Annotated in this window: 17 protein-coding genes and 1 other RNA gene; 14 read left to right on the top strand and 4 right to left on the bottom strand. The window is 34.0% G+C overall.

The annotated features are described in order from the left end of the window. Nucleotides 1-72 precede the first annotated feature (72 nt). The 5 genes from rnpB (at nucleotide 73) to BLQ56_RS09320 (ending at nucleotide 5773) form a co-directional block, all read left to right on the top strand. An RNA gene (rnpB, locus tag BLQ56_RS09340) (RNase P RNA component class B) lies at nucleotides 73-455 on the top strand. 193 nt (nucleotides 456-648) lie between these two features. Next, nucleotides 649-1788 carry a THUMP domain-containing class I SAM-dependent RNA methyltransferase gene (locus tag BLQ56_RS09335; RefSeq protein WP_090852725.1) on the top strand — a complete coding sequence of 380 codons (1140 nt, stop codon included), beginning with the start codon at nucleotides 649-651 and terminating at the stop codon, nucleotides 1786-1788. A 171-nt stretch (nucleotides 1789-1959) separates the two neighbouring features. Beyond that, nucleotides 1960-2154 (top strand): hypothetical protein, encoded by a 195-nt coding sequence (locus tag BLQ56_RS09330; RefSeq protein WP_090852722.1) that lies wholly within the window; start codon nucleotides 1960-1962, stop codon nucleotides 2152-2154. Between the two features lie 147 nt (nucleotides 2155-2301). Beyond that, nucleotides 2302-4239, top strand: coding sequence for an ATP-dependent DNA helicase (locus BLQ56_RS09325; protein ID WP_090852719.1), 1938 nt, complete (start codon nucleotides 2302-2304; stop codon nucleotides 4237-4239). A 22-nt stretch (nucleotides 4240-4261) separates the two neighbouring features. After that, complete coding sequence (locus BLQ56_RS09320) at nucleotides 4262-5773, top strand: carboxypeptidase M32 (protein WP_090852716.1); 1512 nt, start codon at nucleotides 4262-4264, stop codon at nucleotides 5771-5773. A 78-nt stretch (nucleotides 5774-5851) separates the two neighbouring features. Here the strand turns inward: BLQ56_RS09320 and BLQ56_RS09315 are convergent, their stop codons facing one another. The 3 genes from BLQ56_RS09315 to BLQ56_RS09305 all read right to left on the bottom strand — a co-directional run bounded on the left by BLQ56_RS09315 (nucleotide 5852) and on the right by BLQ56_RS09305 (nucleotide 8143). After that, complete coding sequence (locus BLQ56_RS09315) at nucleotides 5852-7504, bottom strand: b(o/a)3-type cytochrome-c oxidase subunit 1 (protein ID WP_090852713.1); 1653 nt, start codon at nucleotides 7502-7504, stop codon at nucleotides 5852-5854. After that, a complete protein-coding gene (locus BLQ56_RS09310) occupies nucleotides 7501-7974 on the bottom strand; it encodes a cytochrome c oxidase subunit II (protein ID WP_090852710.1) in 474 nt (157 codons plus the stop codon). Before BLQ56_RS09310 ends, BLQ56_RS09315 begins: the two co-directional genes overlap by 4 nt. Nucleotides 7975-8035: 61 nt before the next feature. Beyond that, nucleotides 8036-8143, bottom strand: coding sequence for a cytochrome c oxidase subunit 2A (locus BLQ56_RS09305; protein ID WP_386756483.1), 108 nt, complete (start codon nucleotides 8141-8143; stop codon nucleotides 8036-8038). Between the two features lie 826 nt (nucleotides 8144-8969). Between BLQ56_RS09305 and BLQ56_RS09300 the strand changes: the two genes are divergently transcribed. The 9 genes from BLQ56_RS09300 to BLQ56_RS09265 all read left to right on the top strand — a co-directional run bounded on the left by BLQ56_RS09300 (nucleotide 8970) and on the right by BLQ56_RS09265 (nucleotide 18859). Continuing rightward, complete coding sequence (locus BLQ56_RS09300) at nucleotides 8970-9743, top strand: SDR family NAD(P)-dependent oxidoreductase (RefSeq protein WP_090852704.1); 774 nt, start codon at nucleotides 8970-8972, stop codon at nucleotides 9741-9743. Nucleotides 9744-9997: 254 nt separating this feature from the next. Beyond that, nucleotides 9998-11086 (top strand): type III polyketide synthase, encoded by a 1089-nt coding sequence (locus BLQ56_RS09295; RefSeq protein ID WP_090852700.1) that lies wholly within the window; start codon nucleotides 9998-10000, stop codon nucleotides 11084-11086. 6 nt (nucleotides 11087-11092) lie between these two features. Further along, nucleotides 11093-11653: an isoprenylcysteine carboxyl methyltransferase family protein gene (locus BLQ56_RS09290; RefSeq protein ID WP_090852697.1), complete on the top strand. Its 561-nt coding sequence runs from the start codon at nucleotides 11093-11095 to the stop codon at nucleotides 11651-11653. Between the two features lie 369 nt (nucleotides 11654-12022). Then, a complete protein-coding gene (locus BLQ56_RS09285) occupies nucleotides 12023-15703 on the top strand; it encodes a dynamin family protein (protein WP_090852694.1) in 3681 nt (1226 codons plus the stop codon). Then, complete coding sequence (locus tag BLQ56_RS09280) at nucleotides 15693-16493, top strand: nucleotidyltransferase domain-containing protein (RefSeq protein ID WP_090852691.1); 801 nt, start codon at nucleotides 15693-15695, stop codon at nucleotides 16491-16493. Before BLQ56_RS09285 ends, BLQ56_RS09280 begins: the two co-directional genes overlap by 11 nt. 16 nt (nucleotides 16494-16509) lie before the next feature. Beyond that, nucleotides 16510-16770 carry a DUF2533 family protein gene (locus BLQ56_RS09275; protein WP_090852689.1) on the top strand — a complete coding sequence of 87 codons (261 nt, stop codon included), beginning with the start codon at nucleotides 16510-16512 and terminating at the stop codon, nucleotides 16768-16770. Nucleotides 16771-16819: 49 nt separating this feature from the next. Further along, on the top strand, nucleotides 16820-17656 hold the full coding sequence (locus tag BLQ56_RS09270; protein ID WP_090852686.1) for a sulfurtransferase: 837 nt from the start codon (nucleotides 16820-16822) through the stop codon (nucleotides 17654-17656). Between the two features lie 72 nt (nucleotides 17657-17728). Further along, nucleotides 17729-17860, top strand: a complete 132-nt coding sequence (locus tag BLQ56_RS24050; protein ID WP_274380217.1) for a hypothetical protein — start codon at nucleotides 17729-17731, stop codon at nucleotides 17858-17860. Nucleotides 17861-17995: 135 nt separating this feature from the next. Continuing rightward, the gene (locus BLQ56_RS09265; protein WP_090852683.1) at nucleotides 17996-18859 is read left to right on the top strand and encodes a 5'-3' exonuclease; all 864 of its coding nucleotides are present in this window, start codon (nucleotides 17996-17998) and stop codon (nucleotides 18857-18859) included. A gap of 266 nt (nucleotides 18860-19125) precedes the next feature. On the opposite strand, the gene BLQ56_RS09260 is transcribed toward BLQ56_RS09265, so the two are convergent. Continuing rightward, nucleotides 19126-21774, bottom strand: a complete 2649-nt coding sequence (locus BLQ56_RS09260) for an EAL domain-containing protein (protein ID WP_090852681.1) — start codon at nucleotides 21772-21774, stop codon at nucleotides 19126-19128. Nucleotides 21775-21858 lie beyond the last annotated feature (84 nt).

The raw sequence follows: 21858 nt of genomic DNA, 5'->3' as shown, positions 1-21858 counted from the left end.
ATAAAAGATCCAGTCAATAGTACTTGATTAAATTTTAATTTTTTACTATAATATTACATGCTAACATCAATAACGTTCGGGTAATCGCTATAGTTTTTTAACTGTAGAGGAAAGTCCATGCTCGCACAGTCTGAGATGATTGTAGTGTTCGTGCCTAGCGAAACCATAAGCTAGGGTAGTTCATGTGATGAACTAACGGCAGGGAAAAAGCCTAAGTCCTTGGATATGGCTTGAATACTTTGAAAAGTGCCACAGTGACGAAGTCTTGTAAGAAATTACAAGAGTGGAACGAGGTAAACCCCTCGAGCGAGAAACCCAAATAATGGTAGGGGCACCTTCTCTAAGGAATTGAACGATGAGAGGGACAGATTTAGGTCTGTAGATAGATGATTACCACCTATGTACGAGGTTCATTACCGATTGTAGTACAATGGAACAAAACATGGCTTACAGAGCGTTATTGATGATAGAAAAACTAACAAATTTAAGCTCTCCAGTTTAATGGAGGGCTTTTATTAATATAATAATACATAATGAGTAATTATAGATTTTTAGTAGGACAATTTGCACGCGGAGCCCTGAGTTTTAAATCAACATAGTTTACGAAAATAGGTAAATAAATTTAAAGATAAGTTAGGTGAATATAATATGGGACAAGTTACACTTATCGCAACAGCTGCAATGGGAATTGAATCGGTCGTCGCAAAAGAGGTTCAAGATTTAGGTTATGAATGTACTGTGGAAAATGGAAAAGTGATTTTTGTAGCGGATGAAAAGGCAATATGCCGAGCAAATTTGTGGTTAAGAACAGCAGATCGAATTAAATTAAAGGTTGGAGAATTCAAGGCAACGACTTTTGATGAGTTATTTGAAAAAACAAAGGCTTTGAATTGGGGTCAGTATATTCCTGAGGATGCTGAATTCCCAGTTATCGGTAAATCTGTAAAATCGACGTTATTCAGTGTATCTGACTGTCAAAGTATTGTTAAAAAAGCCGTTGTAGATAGCCTTAAAAAGCACTACCGTAAGGATGGGTGGTTCGAGGAAACAGGAGCTTTTTGTCGGATTGAAGTTGCTCTTCTTAAAGATACTGTGACATTGACATTGGACACGAGTGGTGTAGGTTTACATAAACGCGGATACCGAGTTGGACAAGGTGAAGCGCCATTAAAAGAAACCCTTGCCGCAACCTTAATTAAATTAACAAATTGGACACCTGATAAACCATTTGTCGATCCGTTTTGTGGATCGGGAACAATCCCAATTGAAGCTGCTTTAATAGGTCAAAACATAGCTCCTGGTTTTAATCGTGATTTCGCCTCAGAGAGTTGGGATTGGGTAGGTAAAGCAAATTGGGATGAAGCGAGACAAGAGGTTGAGGATTTAGCGAAGTATGACCAACCACTTGATATTCAGGGGTTTGATATTGACCATAGGATGGTTGATATCGCAACGAATAATGCTGAAGAGGCTGGTTTTGCTGATTTAATTAACTTCAAACAAATGCAGGTCAGAGACTTCACGACGAAAAAGCAATACGGGGTAATCGTAGGAAACCCTCCATATGGTGAACGTATAGGTGAGAAAAAGGAAGTTGAAGAAATGTATAAGGCAATGGGACGCGCGTTTGCTCCGCTAGATACATGGTCAATCTATATGTTAACTTCGAATCCTGATTTCGAGAAGCTTTACGGGAAACCTGCTACTAAAAAGCGTAAATTATTTAACGGATTTATCCGAACGGATTATTATCAATATTGGGGGAAGCGTCCACCAAGAACGACATAAATTAATAGCATGAGACTGATGCAAAAAAAGGTCAGTCTCAAACAGTTAAATGATATATGATTTAAAACAACTTCAAGTTTTTTATTTTGTTATGAATAAGTTGGTTTGTTCTCACATAAAATGTTTATTATTCGTTTTGCACGAACGCAAAATCAAACAGGAGTGATTACAATGGACCAACTACAATTTGATGTAATTAATAAGGCTTTACAGTCATCAACTTTGGCTTTGGAAAATGAAGGAATAGCATCATTGGATCAAGCAAAAGAAGATCTCTTACAAGCATTATCAATTGCAATGTCAGTTGATAAGGTATATTTAACCCGTCTAGCTGATGAAAACATGACATACCAGAATCAAACATAACTTGGCAAATGCCAGGTTTTTTTATTTGATATTAGGGTACTTGCTAGACTATTCCTTTTTACGTTTTATTTCATTTAGATTGACTACAATATCAATATATCAGATAATAATAAATTAGTGTTATATATGGCTGGAGGAAAAATACTTATGTTACGTGAACGATTACCTTTTGAAATATCGAAGACAGAAAATTTTTATGATAAATTTAATGAATGGATTGGTGATGTGTTTTACGATATCCTTCCTGAAAAAGGTTTCGAGCTTCGTGATGAGCAAGTCTTCATGGCTTTTCAACTTGAACGTGCCTTTAAAGAGAAAGCAGTTGTATTTGCTGAAGCTGGTGTTGGAACAGGAAAAACCATTGTATATCTTCTATATGCTATTTGTTATGCAAGATATGTTGGGAAACCTGCTATCATATCCTGTGCGGATGAATCACTCATTGAACAACTTGTAAAAAAAGAGGGGGATATAGCAAAACTCTCAGAAGCATTAGAATTAAATATTGATGTACGTTTAGCCAAATCACAGGATCAATATTTATGTCTTCAGAAGTTAGATAAAGCAATAGAGGTTCATGATTTAGATGTGTATTTCGATATTCATGCAGATCTCCCAGAATTTGTCGGAAACGCAACAACATTACAAAATTTCTACCATTATGGAGATCGAAAAGATTACCCTCATTTAACAGATGAGGAATGGCAAAGAGTAGGGTGGGATACTTTCCAGGATTGTTTTTCATGTCCTGTAAGACATCGCTGTGGTCAGACTCTATCTCGAGATCATTATCGTAAAGCTGCTGACATCATTATTTGTTCACACGACTTTTATATGGAGCATATTTGGACAATTGATTCACGGAAAAGAGAAGGTCAACTTCCGTTATTACCTGAAGCTAGTTGCGTTGTTTTTGATGAAGGACATTTGTTAGAATACTCAGCTCAGAAGGCACTGACTTATCGAGTAAACGAAACAGTATTGGAAACGTTATTAACTAGGGTTTTGGAAAACGATATAAGAGAAGAACTTGCACTTTCCATTGAAGATACGCTGGAGCAAAATAGTTTCTTTTTTGATTTATTAAGAGATCACTCTAGTCCGGTAAAAGGTTCTAGTCGTAAAGAAGTGAATTTTGTTCCTGATTTAATAAAAGCTGCCAAAGCATTACATAACCATCTAATAGGGATTGGCGAAGGATTGGTTTATGAAAGTCAGTTATTTACAATTGATCATTATGAGTTAAATATTGTGGACGAATATATTGACCAAATGGAATTTTCAATAAACCTCTTACTTAAAGAATCAGATGTGATTAGTTGGGTAGAAACAGATGCTAAACAAGAGACACTTGTGATTATGCCAAGAGCGGTTAAAGATGTTTTAAGTGAAAAAGTATTTTCAAAGACCATGCCGTTTATATTCTCTTCAGCTACTTTATCAGAAGATAAATCATTTGATTACATAGCGTCCAGTCTAGGAATTAAAGACTATCAATCATTCTCAGTGGCGTCGCCATTTGATTATGATGAGCAAATGAAGATCTTCTTTCCTAAAGTATCAGAAGGTGACAAAGGTTTCATTGAGAAATTTGATTACACTCTTGAACAAATTAAGGAAACGAATGGACGAGCATTGATTTTATTTAATTCAAAAGAAGAGTTAGCTTTATTCAAAAATCAAGTACAAGGAAAGACGGACTTTAGCTTTTTATTTGAAGGGGAGAAAGAAATAAGTGAGCTTGTATCCACCTTTCAAAATAACGAGGAAAGTATTCTTTGCTCTGTGAATTTATGGGAAGGTTTAGATATACCAGGACCATCATTATCAAATGTCATTATTTGGTCAGTTCCTTTTCCACCCAATGATCCTGTTTTTCAGGCGAAGAGAAAGTCGGTTAATGATCCTTTCTTAGAAGTGGATGTTCCGTACATGATTCTTAGACTAAGACAGGGTATTGGACGTTTAATCCGCACACATCAAGACCAAGGGATTATAACCATATTTGGTTCTAAAGAATTAAATCCTGCTGTTCAAGAGAAAATTCTAAATGTATTACCAACTTCAGTCCAAATGAATAAATAAAAATATTAAGGGGACGAAGAACATGAATGATATAAAAGCTGAAAAGCAATTTTTAGATTATGTGAAAAAAATGACAAGTTATAACGAAGCAATTGGTTTAATGTATTGGGATTTACGTACAGGTGCACCAAAGAAAGGCGTTGAACAACGCTCTGAGGTCATCGGAATGCTTTCTACAGAAGTGTTTAAAATGTCAACTTCTCAAGAAATGGCGGCTTATATTTCTAAGCTTACACCATTAGCAGACAGTGGAGATCTTTGCGAAGTTACATCTAAAACACTTAGCGAATGTAAGAAAGAGTATGATCGAAATAAAAAAATACCACAAGATGAATATAAAGAATATGTCATTCTGCAATCTAAAGCAGAATCTATTTGGGAAGATGCAAAAGCTGAAGATAATTTTTCACTTTTCCAACCATACCTAGAAAAGCTTGTTGAATATAATAAAAGATTTATTGAATATTGGGGTTATGAAGGAAATAAATACAATACGCTGTTAGATATGTACGAGCCTGGTGTAACTGTCGAAATAATTGACAAAGTGTTTGATCAACTAAGAGAGAGTATTGTTCCATTAGTTCAGCAAATCGCTGAGTCAAATAACAAACCCAACACGTCATTTCTATCTCAGTATTTTCCTAAAGAAGCACAACGAAAGTTAAGCTTAGAGCTTTTAGAAAGATTAGGGTATAACTTTGATGCAGGTCGATTGGATGAAACGGTACATCCTTTTGCAACAGGCTTAAATCCTGGTGATGTCCGTATTACAACAAATTATGATGAACACGATTTTAGAACTGCTGTTTTTGGTACTATCCATGAGTGTGGCCATGCTCTTTATGAACAGAATATTTCAGATAAGTTTATTGGGACATTATTGTGTACGGGTACTTCAATGGGGATTCATGAATCACAATCATTATTTTATGAGAATTTTGTTGGTAGAAATTTTTCGTTTTGGAAGAAGAATTATGAGCTTTTAAAAGAATTTTCGACTGGACAATTTGATCATGTTTCGTTAAATGAGTTTTACCAAGCTATAAATGAATCTAAACCTTCACTTATTCGAATCGAAGCTGATGAGCTAACATACACTCTACATATAATGATTCGATATGAAATTGAAAAGGGTCTTTTTAATGGTGAGATTGAAGTAAAGGACTTACCAGAAATATGGAATAAGAAATACGAAGACTACTTAGGAATAAGACCTGAAAGTGATGCTAAAGGTGTATTACAGGATGTTCATTGGTCAGGAGGAAGTTTTGGTTATTTTCCTTCTTATGCGTTGGGATATATCTATGCTGCACAAATCAAACAAGCAATGCTAAAGGATATTCCGAACTTTGATGTTTTATTAGAAGAAGGCGACTTGCTTCCAGTTAAGCAATGGTTGACCGAAAAAGTACATCAATTTGGAAAATCAAAAAAGCCTCTTGAAATACTACAAGATGTTACAGGGGAAGGGTTAAACGCCCAACATCTAATTACCTATTTGCAGGAAAAGTACAAGAATATTTATAAATTGTAAAAGTAAAAGAAGCTGTCACAAGTGTTCGTTTGCACTAGAGGACAGCTTCTTTTTTGTTAACTGATACTATTAATTTATTTATAATAAGTTACTAAAGCCTTTTGATCCTGGTGGAGCGTGTTGGATCATTTCGATAAATGGAACCGTGTATGCCACTAGAATTAGAGCGATAATGATACCAACCCACAATTTCCAGTTTTCTAGTATCATTGGTGTTTTTTCGGCTGCTTCTTCGACTTCACCTATTGGGAATTCTGTTTCACCTTTAGGTGCAAAGAAAGCAAGATTAGCTACGATAACAATAATTAATATGATTCCGATAAAAAGAATTGTTCCACCAATAGCTTGAGCGATTTGATATGGAATCCATTCTAAAGCTTGTGCAGAATCACCGTAGGTAGAGAACGCAGAACGACGTGGTGCTCCTAGCAGTCCTGCAAAATGCATAGCAGATGACATAAATGTCATTCCAATCACCCAAACGATTGTCTGAACAATCGCTAATTTATTCATCGCTTTAGTCATGATTCTTCCAGTTAAGTGAGGAATTAACCAATAGGCAATTCCAAAGAACGTTAACAATACTGTTGTCGCAACTGTTAGGTGGAAATGTCCTGTTACCCATATCGTATTATGCACAACTTGGTTTAACTGATGACTTGCGTTAATGATCCCTCCAGCACCTGCAGGAATAAATATTAGCATTCCCATGAAGGGTGCGAAGAACCTTGCATCTCCCCATGGTAATTTACGAAACCAGCCAAATAATCCAGTAGCACCCTTTGAACGACCATACATTTCGAACGTGGCAAACATAGAAAATGCTGTCATTAAGGAAGGGATAATAACTAAAAATGTTAGTACGACCTGTAAATACTTCCAAGAAGGTGCAATACCAGGTTCTGTTAACTGATGATGAAATCCTACCGGGATTGAGAATAGTAAGAATAAAACAAAAGATAATCTTGCCAATGAATCCGAGAATATTTTTCCACCGATAATCTTTGGTATGATCACATACCAAGCCATATAAGCAGGAAGTAACCAAAAGTAAACGAGTGGGTGCCCGAAATACCAAAACAGCGTACGACTTATCAGCACATCAATCGTATCCACCAAGCCTAAAGACCAAGGAATATATTGTATTAATACAGTGGCAGCAACACCTAATGTTGCAATTAACCATAATATCATGGTAGCAATCGCCATATAACTCAATAATGGAGATGCTTGACCCGGATTAAGCTTTTTCCATTTTGCAAAATGGATGAACATCGCAAATCCGCTTACCCAGCTACCAACAACCACTAGCGCTAACCCAATATAAAAAGTAGGATGAGCCATAAGTGGGGCATAAAATGTATATAAGACAGATGCCTTACCTGTTAAGATTGCTGATGCAGTTAATGCTGTACCGAAAGTCATTAACCAAAATCCAACCCAACCGTAAAATCGAATCCTGTTTGAGAGAGTACCCGATGTTTTACTTAACCCAGCAAACAGAAATCCAATAATAAAAAAGGTAGTAAGGACAAGACCTAGGAGTACTCCGTGTACTGTAAGTAATTGATAATAGCCAATTCCTGCAGGTAGTATAAACTGACCAGAACGAACAAGGGTTTGAAGAAGACCTGCAGTCCCACCAAGTACTAAGGCGATAAAGGCAACATAAATATGAGCCATTGATAATTTTGCATCTAAAGAATTTACTTTAGTGTCTTGGTTCATCATTGTTCAACCACCTCAATTCGAGCATTCATTAAATGATGACCTGCTCCACAATACTCATTACAGAGAATTAAATACTCACCTGTATCATTAAAAGTTTGCGTATATCTACTTATATACCCGGGCTCTACCATCATGTTAACGTTCGTACCAGCAATTGAAAAACCATGTACAACATCAGTTGTTGCAACAATAAAAGTTACTTCAGCGCCTTTTGGTACGGTTATTTGATTCGGTGTAAACATAAATGCACTTGTTACAATAACTACCTCATACTTATTATTAGAAATCTGCTTAACACCAGGTTCATCAAATGGTGCTGTTTCGTTTACCTTTTCAGGATCAATCGTTTGTATGTTACTTGCAGGTTGATGTCCCATTGCAAAGGCACCAATTCCTACTGTAGTTAAGAAAATAACAAGCATTCCTATTCCAAAAATGAGCCATATTTTTTCAAACTTATGGATATGCATGGCTGTTTCCCTCCAACCTTATAAGTATTCGTTTTAATAAATTATGATATCAATAAGCTAACTACAAACGATCTAGAAATAGAAAGTACACGCCAAGCCATGTAGCAATCAAGAAAAAACCAAGTAAAAAAACAGATGCCAAAGTTCCTCTTAACGTTTCTTCTTTCATATTGGTTTTTGTCTTTTTAACCTTGTTAAACTCCACTTTAGGCATGGGTCATTCATCTCCTTTCATGTTATAAAATACAATGAATATATTTTCATCATACAAAACTATTTTGTTATGAAAATACCCGATTACGAGTTTCACAAAATGTTCATTGATACCCTTAAAACTATGATAACTGTGGAAAATTGGTTTAACAGTGATATTAATCACTAACCATTAGGTTGAAATGTGGAAAATTTGTGAAATTGACGATACTCTACTTTTTCAAAAATGAGGTTAAAGATGAAAGGTGATATTCATAAATCGTATGAATAATTATTAATGGTAGGTGTGAATCAACAATACTTACAAATTTCATATACTAATAATAAAGTCAAAGAAGGGTGAAGTCTTTAATGAAAAGATACTACTGCTCACAATGTCATACATTGCTTAATGATGAGAATGAAAAGTGTTGTAAGTGTGGGAATACTAAAATTAATCATATTGAAATTAATGTGCAAAAATAATAAGGATAAGTTAGCCTTATTTTTTTATTAGGCTGTTTTAGTATAGATTGTTGGTTTTAAAGCCGCAGTCTGAATACACTCCGCGTCCGGCGGGTGACCAGTGAGCCTCCTCGTCGCTACTGCTCCTGCGGGGTCTCACTTTGGCCACTGGTCCCGCAGGAGTCTACGTGTATTCAGCCTGCTTGTAGCTAGCATTTCAATATAATATATCTAAAACAACAAACTTTGATAAAACAGCCTTTTATAATAAAAAAATAAAGGTATATAATATTCGGCTGTCGAAATAAAAAATGTAGGTATAATTAGGGAGGGTCTTTATGTTTTTACCATCGTTTCAATTAGAGAACAAGGTTGCAGTTGTAACAGGAGCAGGTAGAGGGATTGGTCGTGCATTGGCCATTGGATTAGCGGAAGCAGGTGCGCAGGTTGCCCTTCTTGCTAGAACAGAGCAAGATATAATCAATGTCGCGAGGGAAATTAACTCTATAGGAGCAAAAGCTTATCCAATTGTCACAGATGTAACAAATAGAGATGAAGTGAATCAATCGATCGCTAAAATTATAGAAACAACGGGAACAATTGATATTTTAATAAATAACGCTGGGATGAATATTCGATCTCAAGCTTTAGATGTCACAGATGTGGAATGGCATAAAATTATGGACACTAATTTAAAATCAGCCTTTATTATGTCTCAAGAAGTCGGTACTTTCATGAAGAAACACGGTACTGGAGGTAAAATAATTAATATCTCATCTGTAGCAGGGCATGTTGCCCTTAGAACAGGTGTAGTGTATGCTGCGACAAAGGCTGCGATGATTCAAATGACGAAAGTTTTGGCACTTGAATGGGGACAATATGGGATAAATGTCAATTCAATTGGGCCTTGGTATTTTAAAACACCTCTGACGGAAAAGTTACTTCAGGATGAGAAATATGTAGATGATATTCTGGCTGTTACTCCTCTAAAGCGAATCGGAGAGCTTGAAGAACTTGTTGGGCCAACTGTATTTCTAGCTTCAGCTGCCGGGAATTACATAACCGGACAAACTCTTTTTGTAGATGGTGGAATGACTATTCAAGGATTTTAATCAGTAATGAATGGTAAGAGAAGACAGTTAGAGAACCTTACTATTCTTTATCAAACTGAACTTAACCAAAAATTAACTGATGATTATCGTGAAATAATAAGCTATAATATAAATGCACAGCAACAAAGAAACAACTCCTTTAAAACGTTGGCTTTCCCATAGGGAAAGCTTTTTTTGTGCAATTATTGAGGTATAGATTCGTGTAATGTGGAGATAGTAACCTTAATGCAATCTCAAACGATGAGGTGTTACTAGTGCCATCAGTTATATCAATAGGATTATATAAGCCCCCACATGAGATTTCTCAACAAGAAACAGTGGAATTTGCACGAGAACTGTTTCATGATTCCTACCATGACATTGATCGGCTATTAAAGGTATTCAGTAATGGTCAAATTAAAAAAAGAAACTTCACAGAATCCCTCGGTTGGCTAAAGCAGGATCGCAGCTTTGAAGAGAAAAATAATGTTTACATAGAACGTTCTATTACATTTGGAATTGAGGCAATAAAATCTTGTCTATCAGATTCGGTATACCTGAAGAGGCCTGTTGACTATAAACAAATTGACGCGATATTTTTTATATCGACTACTGGACTAAGTACCCCTAGTATTGAAGCGAAAATCATGAATAGGTTACCATTTTCTCCTCATACAAAAAGAATCCCGATATGGGGCTTAGGCTGTGCTGGAGGGGCATCAGGACTTTCCAGAGCATTTGAATATTGTAAAGCCTTTCCAGAATCAAAGGTCCTTGTGCTTACAGTAGAATTATGTAGCTTAACTTTTCAACAAGATGACCACTCAAAAAGCAATTTGATTGGTACATCTTTGTTTGCTGACGGTGTTGCTTGTGCATGTGTAGCCGGAAATGATGCTGATTTGTCTAATTGTAAGCTAGAAACAATACCGGAAATTATAGATACACAATCCACACTTATGCCAGATTCAGAGGATGTGATGGGCTGGAACGTAAAGAATAGTGGGTTACATGTCGTATTCTCAAAGGATATTCCATCAATCATTGAATCATGGCTAAAAGATAATGTTTACTTCTTCTTGAAGAAACAACAACTTAATCTCAGAGATATTTCTCATTTTATCGCGCACCCTGGTGGGAAAAAGGTCATTCAGGCTTATGAAAAAGCACTAGGGTTTTCAGAGGAAATGACAAGGGTTTCACATACGGTATTACAAAATCATGGCAACATGTCCTCAGCAACCCTTTTATATGTCTTAGCAGAGTTTATGAAATCTTCGAAAGTATCTAAAGGTGACTTTGGGTTGGCGGCAGCACTGGGGCCAGGTTTTAGCTCTGAGTTACTTTTGATTAAATGGAGGTAAACGATAATGGTCATTTTTTGTTTGTTTTTTCTCTTTCTGGTTACTCAGCGAATTACTGAACTGATTATTGCTAAGAAAAATGAGAAGTGGATGAAATCAAATGGAGCATTCGAAGTTGGTCAGGAACATTATAATTTGATTGTTAGTACACATGTTTTGTTCTTTATGAGTTTTTGCATTGAAGTGTTACTAAAGGGGATTGAGTTATCTCAAATATTTCCGATTATCTTCACCTTTTTTATCCTTTCACAATTCATGAGAATTTGGGCAATTGCTTCCTTAGGGAGATATTGGAATACAAAAATTATTATCATGCCAAATGCTGAAATCATTAAGAAAGGGCCGTATCAATATTTAAGGCATCCCAACTATGTTGTGGTTACGCTTGAATTAATCATAATACCTTTATTATTTAATGCTTATATAACAGCTACCATTTTTACACTTTTAAATGTTCTAGTTTTATCTATCCGGATCCCTGCTGAGGAAAAGGCTTTAGAGTTACTTACAAACTATGAAGAACAATTCTCGAAAACTGGGCGTTTTATTCCAAAATCTATAAAATAATTCAGAATAATGTTGAAAATCATTCTCATTATTGGTAAGATAAGTGTATTGATATTAATTATCAATATCGTTTATCCACTATTGAAGGTAGGTGAGTAGAATGTTAGGTTTCTTAATTGTATCTACCATTGTTATTTATAGCTCTCTTATGTACTTTGTACTGAAAAAGGTGTCAAAAGTAACCAAAGCAAAAACATCAAACTATTCATTATCTTAATAATAATGAAAGTTACATATCTTTAAATCCTGCCGGGTACTTACCTGGTTTTTTTTATGCCGTTTTACTTAGTAAGAATTGTTTTATTTTAAATTAGAATAGAGTAAAATACTATTTATACGTAAATAAAGGGAATATGAGGGGTATATGAAATGATTGATGTCAGGGGTCATGTGAAAGTTTCAAAAGAAGAATTATTACATAGGTTAACGGCAATATATCAAGAGATGAAGGATGACCAAGAACATGCTAAAAAAATGATTCAACTAATAAAAAAACTTAACCAATCACAATTTATGATTGGGTTTTGTGGACACTTCTCAGCTGGGAAATCAAGTATGATTAATGAATTGATCGGTGAGGAGTTACTTCCTTCAAGCCCGATACCAACAAGTGCAAACTTAGTAATGGTTAAAAGCGGTAGGGCATATGCGAGGGTTTATTATAAAAACAACGAAATCATTGAATATCCTGCTCCATATAATTATGATGTGATTAAAGAGTATTGTAAGGATGGAGAAGAAATTGAATCCCTAGAAATTAGTCACGAAACAAGAGTGCTTAAAGAGGGAATCACAATCATGGATACGCCTGGTATAGATTCAACAGATGATGCACACAGAGTAGCAACTGAATCGGCATTACATTTAGCGGATCTCTTGTTCTATGTAATGGACTACAACCATGTCCAATCAGAACTTAACTTTCAATTTACTAAAGAAATGACTGATCGAAATAAGACAATTTATTTAATAATCAATCAAATTGATAAGCACCAGGAAACAGAGTTATCATTTGAAAGCTTTCAACAAAGTGTAGAACAAGGGTTTAATGACTATCAGGTATTTCCTGATGGAATCTTTTACACGAGTCTAAGGGCTGATGAACATCCATTTAACCAACTTTCTGAAGTGAAAAAGTTAATTAATGAAAAAATTATTCAGAAGGATGAACTTCTTTTCAATAGCATTATAAATTCTACACACCAAATTATTGAAGAACATTTGATTGAAACTAACCAAATAAAGAGTAGTGAAAAAGAGAAGTTAGAAGATTTAATCAGTAGTCTAAGTGATAATGAACGACAAATAATCCCAAACCAAGTTAAAGATCTTGAAGGTAAGCTTCGGGAGTTAGATGCAAAACGGGATCAGGCAAGAACCAATTTTATGGAAGGGTTTAATAAGGTTCTTCATAACGCATACTTAATGCCATTTTCTACAAGAGAACTGGCAAAAAGTTATATAGAATCTTGTCAGGAGGAATTTAAAGTTGGTTTTTTGTTTTCAAAAAGCAAAACTGATCAAGAGCGTCAAACCCGGTTAAATCATTTTTATCATGATTTACAGGAAAAGGTAAATGAACAAATTGAATGGCATTTAAAAGATTATGTAAATAGTTATTTAAAGGAAAATCAACTTAATCAATTGTTATCAAAAGTGGAAGTTTTTGAAACTGGTTTAAATAAGGACATATTAACTACCAGTTACAAAGCAGGCGCAAGATTAACTGGAGATTATGTATTAACTTATACTGAAGATGTAGCAAATGAAATAAAAAAACAATATCGACAGATTGGTATGCGTTTTTTAGATGATATAAGCATCCATATTGAAGCAAAAATCATAAAAGAAATCAAAGAGCTTGAAAGTGAATTACAGATTTATAAGTCTTATCAAGAGGCAATATTGAAGTTAGAGGATATGAAATATGAACGAGTTCAGAAAAAAGGTAAGTTACAGGATATTTTAAACAATGGAGAGTATCAACCAATAAAAGTTAATTTCGAGCAACTTATTAAAGAAGATAGAGTGATTAAAACTTCTTCTACCGAAGATTTGATGGAAATGAATAAATTTTCAACACCAGAATTGAGTGAACGACCTAATCTTGCATCCTCATCATCTAACAGTTTAGACGAAGAGGAAAGAGTTCAAAACACAATTAATGATTTGCTGAAAGTTAAAAGCGAAATTGAAACGATAAAAGGGTTAAGTACTTTGGCAAAGGATATGGCTGATAAGGCAGAAAGACTCGACCAAAATCAGTTTACCGTTGCCTTATTTGGGGCATTTAGTGCAGGGAAATCCTCTTTTGCTAATGCCTTAATTGGAAGTCATGTTCTACCTGTTTCCCCTAACCCCACGACTGCTACAATCAATAAAATTAAGCCACCGAGTGATATGTATCCGCATGGTACTGTTGTGGTTAAGATTAAGTCGAAAGAGCAGCTTCTAACAGATTTATCTCATTCATTGCAAATGTTTGATAAAGATGCAGAGAACTTGGATTTAGCGATTAGCTCAATTAAAAAGTTAATCAATGACAAAGCTGAACTTGGGTCAAAGGAAAAACCTCATTTTCGCTTTTTAAAGGCTGTGAGTGATGGCTTTGAAGCAATCAATGGGAAATTGGATCAACAACTTATAGCAAGTATGGATGAATTTAAAGAATATGTGGCGGTAGAAGAGAAGGCTTGTTTTGTTGAATGGATTGAACTCTATTATGATTGTGAGATAACAAGAAAAGGGATCACATTAGTTGATACACCTGGTGCAGATTCAATAAATGCAAGACATACAGGTGTGGCGTTTAACTACATAAAAAATGCAGATGCTATACTGTTTGTCACCTATTATAATCATGCATTCTCTAAGGCAGATCGAGAGTTTCTGATTCAATTAGGAAGAGTTAAAGATACTTTTAGTATGGATAAGATGTTTTTTATTATAAATGCAGCTGATCTAGCATCTTCTCTTTCAGAATTGGAAGATGTGAAAGAGTATGTATCATCACAGCTAATTAGATATGGAATTAAAACACCAAGATTGTATGCATTATCAAGTCAGATGGCAATAAAGGAAAAAATCACAGCTAATACTATTCAGGATAGTGCAGTATTGAATTCTTCTAACATTGCTGATTTCGAGAAAGATTTTCATCAATTTATCGTTTCAGAACTAATTGATATGACGATTGTTTCTTCCTATGAAGATATTCATCGAGCGAAAACGATTATCGATTATTATATTGAATCAGCGATGGAGAGCAAGGAAGAAAAAAGACAGAAGCTTGAAAGGGTAATAAAGCAAGAGGCACAAATGCAAGAGATTATTCATTCAAGAGCATTTGACATTGAAAAAAAAGCTCTAGAGCAAGAGATTTCAGAACTTGTTTTCTATATTAAACAAAGGGTCTTCCTTAGATATTCTGATTTCTTTAAAGAGGCCTTTAATCCAGTTACTCTTAGGGACGATGGACGAGATTTAAGAAAATCACTTATTATTTGTTTAAATGAACTAATTGAATCAGTTGGCTTTGATTTAAGTCAAGAAATGAGAGCTACTTCATTAAGAATTGAAAGGTTTTTACATCTTACAACAAAAGATATCTTAGGAGATTTAAATCAGAAACTTAGTGAAATAGACGAGCATATAATGCTACCTAAATCTGTTAAACATGAATTTGCAGAGATTGTTTTTGAAACTGGACTACAAGACCTGGACCAAGGTCAATTTAAAAAAGCACTTAGTCTCTTTAAGAATCCTAAAGCATTCTTTGAAAAGAATGAAAAAAAGTTGATGAGTGATGAAATTGATTCCATTCTGCAAAGCCCAGTAACGGTGTATTTAGAAGAACAGAAGGAAAGATTAATTTATTTCTATTCGCATGAGTTTTATATCTATATAGAAGAACTTAGGGTGAAATCATTAAAAGAAATTGACGAATACTTTGTAGGAATTAAACAAGCATTATCCGAAGAAGTAAATGTCGAAAAGCTTATAGCCATTCAAAATTTATTATTCAAACTGGAAGAAAAGAATGAAAGATAATATGATAAACTATTTAAAGACAATCGAAGATAAATATAGGATCAAGATTATCTTTGCATCTGAATTTGGTAGTAGGGCATATGGGACTCATGGTCCCTCTTCTGATTTTGATATACGCTTTATTTTCATTCAATCTTTAGAAAATTATTTACAGATTGAAAGGCCTATTGAATCGATTGTAGTTCAAATGAAGGAGCAAATGGAGTTCCATGGTTGGGATATTCTTAAGGCAGGTTTTCTATTGTATAAATCAAATCCTTCTATTTATGAATCTTTATTCTCTCCGATCGTTTATAGAGAGGATATAGAGCAAATTGAAGGGTTCCGTCAAATAGCTCGAGATTCTTATTCTTTAAAATCTTTATACCATCACTATCATAAAATACTCAAATCTAATATTCATTCATTACAAGTGACTAGAGATAAAGACAACCTTACTTACCGTGATTTAAAAGTTCTCATACAAGCAGTAAGGGCTTTACTAGCCGCTCACTTTATAGTTAAAAATCAAAATTTGCCGCCTATAATTTTCAATGATTTAATTATTGGTAGTTGTTATAATAATGAAACAAAGCAAAGAATATCAAAGCTATTAAATAATAAATTATCCTACCCTGAAATAGAAGAGTCTTTTATTTCTGTCAGGCTACTCGATGAGTGGTTGGACTTTCTAACAAATGAATATGAGAATTTACAAAACTGTGAACAGTTTTCTATAAGGGAAGGTAATAAGCAAAAGATAAATCGTATAATATGGGATATTTTGCAGAAAAAGAATGAAAAAAATTAATAGGGGGACTCAGATAATGAGTAATGTACACGAAGAAATTTCAAAGCACTCAAAAAAGCAACATGAGCTTGTAAAAGCGTTTCTAACACTGGAGAATCAACGAGAGAGTTTTATCGCTGAAGCAGTTTCTCTTGCTAAGAATGATCAACCATTTACGGTTGAACATATTAATATGGTTACAAAGGAAATCAATAATTTAGCAAGAAATGGAATCGCTCCTACAAGGAAGCTAGTTACTTCAGAGATGGTCATTGAATTTGCAAAGAGAGATAAATAGGAAGTTTCTCTTTTGGTATTAATTTTAGAAGAAGAGGTAGGGGAGTTTCATGTTCAAAAATGTTGTCAGTATAGAATGGCTAAAAGAACAATTAGGGTTCGAAGATCTCCGAATCATTGATTGCCGTTTCGATCTTGCTAATCCAACAAAAGGGTTAGATGAATATATTGAAAGTCATTTGCCAGGTAGCTTGTATTTTAACTTAGATGTAGATTTATCTAGTGAGGTTCAAAAGCATGGTGGTAGACATCCACTCCCAGAAATAGAAAACTTTGTTAAAAAGATAGAAGCTGCTGGTATCTCTCCTTCTACTAAAGTTGTTGTGTATGATAATCAGGGTGGAGGAATTGCTTCTAGACTTTGGTGGTTATTACGCTTCATAGGTCACACTCGTGTATTTGTATTAGAAGGGGGTTATTCTTCATGGGTTCGTGAAGGATACCCTATTACAAAAGATGTTCCTATTTTTCAAAAAGTGAGTTATAGCCCTGTCATACAACATCAAATGATTGCTACTATTGATGATGTTAAAAGAAATATTAAAGATCAGACAAGTTTTTTAATTGACTCAAGAGAAGAGTTGAGATATCTCGGAATCGAGGAGCCAATAGATAACACAGCGGGACATATCCCTGGTGCGTTGAACTTCTTTTGGAAAGATGTTTTGGAAGGTTCAAAGTATAAGGGTAAAAATGAATTAGAAGCTAAGTTTTCTTCTCTTAATAAAGAGAGTGAAGTAATTGTTTATTGTGGATCAGGGGTAACAGCATGTCCAAATATTCTTATGCTTAATGAATTAGATTTTGACAATGTAAAGCTTTATGCTGGTTCTTGGAGTGATTGGATCTCTTATCCAGATAATCCAATAGCAAAAAGTAAAGAATAATTTAATACATAATTTATCATGTTTTTCCCAATATAATAATGATCGACATTTTTGTTGAAGGGAAGAATGTATATGACCAAAGAAAAAGAGAAAGCTGAGCTCTCACATTTAACTGACGCTATTAAAAATAAAGAATTAAAAAGAGACTTTGCATTATATTCAGAAATAGAGACTGAAAAAATGATGGATCCGAATAAAAAATAATATGGAGAACTACTGGTAATAACATTTACCGGTGGTTCTCTGTTTTTGTTTTATAGGTAGTAACAGAGCTTGTCCCTGATATGTTATAATAGTTAAAGTTTCTGTTATAGACGTTTTAGGAGGGATTTTGATTTAATGAAGAATAATGTAATGTTAATAGATGGTATGGCCCTATTATTTCGTTCTTTTTATGCAACTGCAATGAGTGGCTATTTTATGATAAATAGTAAAGGTATTCCGACAAATGCTATTCATGGATTTATAAAGCATATGATGACTGCTATTAGAACATATGAGCCTAGTCATGTTGTTTGTTGTTGGGATATGGGGAGTTCAACCTTTAGAAATGAATTGTTTTCTGAATATAAAGCTAATCGTGGTGAAGCACCAATTGAATTGATTCCACAATTTGATTTAGTAAAAGAGGTTGTTGAAACATTTGATATTCCTAATGTAGGTTTAATTGGCTATGAAGCAGATGATTGCATTGGGACACTCGCAAAACTTTACAGTCACCAAGCTACCGTTCAAATTTTGACAGGTGATCAAGATATTCTACAATTAATAGATGATAATATTTCTGTGTTATTGTTGAAGAAGGGGTTTGGGAATTATCAAGAATACACAAATGAGACATTTTCTTCTGAAAGAGGAATTACCCCAAGGCAAATGATTGATTTAAAGGCATTAATGGGTGACAGCAGTGATAATTATCCAGGTGTTAGAGGAATTGGAGAAAAAACTGCCATGAAGCTGTTACAACAATATCATTCAATTGAAGGTATACTAGAAAATTTAGAAGAGCTACCTAAAGGGCAGAGAACAAAGATTAAAGAGGACTTAGAAATGCTTCATCTTTCTAGAAAGCTTGCTGAGATTAAATGTGATGTACCTGTTACTTGTTCTCTTGATGAAGCTGTGATTTCAATTAATCGAGAAAAAGTACATTCAAAAATAACTGAACTAGAATTTAAAGGCCTTACCCAATATATTAGTTAAATAGTAAAAAGACTGTCAGAAAGAAATTTAGACAGTCTTTTTTATATGATTATTTCATATAGATTGGTGCTTTTAAAGCCGCAGGCTGAATACACTTCGCGTCCGGCGGGTGACCAGTGAGCCTCCTCGTCGCTATCTGCTCCTGCGGGGTCTCACTTTGGCCACTGATCCCGCAGGAGTCTACGTGTATTCAGCCTGCTTGTAACTACAATGTTATATGTCTATAACAAAAAACTTTGATAAGACAGTCTTTTTATATTTATTCCTTATTCTAAAAAACAATCATTTTTTAATAATAGTTCCTCTATTTCCTTTGAACTAACTGGTTTGCCAAAATAATAACCTTGCATTCTGTAACATCCCATTTTTTGTAATGATAATAATTGATTACTAGTTTCAACACCTTCAGCAATAATATCAAGTTTAAGATTCTTAGCAAGTGTGATGATTGTATCGATAATGGCATTGTTCGTTTCAACACCTAAGTGGTTCACAAACTCACGCGGTATTTTCAACTCATTTAATGGCAAATTAGACAAGTATGATAATGAAGAATGCCCAGTCCCAAAATCATCAATTGAAATACGGACTCCAATCTGCTGCAACTCTTTTAATTTATCAATTGTTTTATTAATATGATTCATCGCAACAGCTTCTGTTATTTCGAGTAGAAGAAATTCTGAGTTAAAACCAGTTTCTTTGATAACGTCTCTTACCATCTGAACTAATTTAGGTGATTGAAATTGCTTAGGTGAAATGTTTACTGAAATGGTCAAATCTTCAAATCCAAGATCATGTAATTTCTTTCCCTGAGTACATGCTTGTCTTAGAACCCACTCTCCAATGGGTAATATTAAATTGGTTTCTTCAGCAATAGTAATGAAATGTCCGGGACCTAACATCCCTAAATGAGGATGATTCCAGCGGACTAAAGCCTCTAAACCATATATCTTATGATTACTAGATTCAATTTGTGGTTGATAGTATAGTACAAACTCTTCATTTTTTATTGCATGATGAAGTGCACTTTCAATCAATAGTTGATTTGCGGAATCTTGTTCCATTCCAATTTGATAGAAGCTGTATTGATTTTTGCCATTCATCTTAGAAAAATACATAGCCAAATCAGCCTTTTTCATTAAGCTAACCGCAGTATCATGGTCACCTGAATAAAAAGATATTCCGATACTTGGTGTAGTTAAAAAACTATGTCCTTTAATATGGTAAGGATCGTTTAAAGTTAGCATCATTTCATCCATAATTTGAATAATCTCTTTGTGGTTTTTAACGTTCTTTAATAATAGAGTAAATTCATCTCCACCTTGTCTTGCAATAATATCTTTTTTTCTAACAATCGAAAATAGTCTATCAGCAATTGCTTTAAGTAGTTGATCACCAGCATCATGACCAAGGCTATCGTTAATCATTTTAAAACGATCAAAATCGATAAATATAACGGCTAAACCACTTCCGTTCTTTTTTGAGTCGACAATTTCTTTTTCTAAAGAGTCCTCAAAAAATGCCCGATTATGTAAGCCTGTCAGAGAGTCATGGTAAGCTAAGTAGTGAATTTTTTCAGTGTTCTTTTTTAATTCGGTGATGTCTTTGAAAACTCCAAACACCCCAACTACTGTTCCATCTATATACATCGGAATATACGTTACATGTATATAGATGGTCTCCCTTAATTTATCTTTTAGAATCACTTCAAAATTTTGATGCAAACCTTTTTTAGTCTTTAAAAAGTGCCTATTTATTAAATCTCTATCTACTGAAAATAAATTCTCTAAATGTTGACCAATCAGTAAATTTGAAGAAGTATCCATTATCTTGCAAAATTTATTGTTAATACTTGTCAATTGACCATCTAAATTCAAGGAAATAACCGCATCAGGATGATTATCAAATAAGGATTGATATCTTTGTTTACTCTCGTTTAAATGTGTTAAGAGTTGACGATTATTCAGGATAATTATAACTTGTCTTAACATCACCAAAAAGATAGAAAGAAAACCACCAATTGTAAGAACCGTATGTTCACGATCAAACAAAATAATATAAGAAATTAAGGCTAATGAACTAATGTAAGGAAAGGATATCTTTAGAGCATTAATTTTCTTTGAAAAGCTGAATGCTGTTTGAAAGGACACTGTTTGTTCTGCACTTATACCAGAGTAGCCAATTAATAATACTGCAAATGTAAACAAGGGATCTATAAGACTTTCTGCATGATACATATCATTTAGTATAAGATAGAAAAATGAAGAATCAGCAAATGATTGAATAACAATACCACTAAGAATGATAATTAATCCTTTTTTAAACGCTATTCCATTTACACCAAAAATGACAGCCAACACGATAAAAAACAGAAATAAATCACCTATTGGATAACTTAATGAAATGAAAAGGAAGAAGCCAGTTAAAGTGGGATCTGTTATCATTTGTTCGAGTATAAAATAATAGCTAAAAGTTGATAATACAACCATAATTATTAAAATTTCAAAAATAAATTGAATAATTTTAAAGAATTGTTTTCCATTAAAATAGTAAATTGAAAAAGCGAGTAAATAAAAGAACATTTGAAACATATAAAATATATCAGCATAACTTGGAAAAGGAACTTCAATAAGTCGATAACTTTCATAATTCATCCAAATGAGTTCTGCAATGAGATAACTCAAAGTCCCTAAAGATAGTTGTAACCAAAAAACAGCTTCTTTTTGATTGTTAATCCTGCTCTTATAAGTTTGATATATCCACAAAGTTGATACTAGTGCACCTATAATTGAAAGCAGGTTCCCGCTTATTTTAATTAGGCGGACTTCGTGATTTCCAAAGAGAATAATTAAATAATAGAATAGAATATAAATAATGATAAAAGCTAGTGCACTTTGATGTTTTCTCTTTTTCATAGATAATACCTCATTTCACAATAACAAGATAAAAAGTTAGTATAAGGAACCATTGCTTTTATATTATTATATATTAACAAGAGT

It is taken from the genome of Litchfieldia salsa (assembly GCF_900104555.1).
GTDB classification, from domain to species: Bacteria; Bacillota; Bacilli; order Bacillales; family Bacillaceae_L; genus Litchfieldia; species Litchfieldia salsa.
This window is presented reverse-complemented; position numbering and strand designations above follow the sequence as displayed.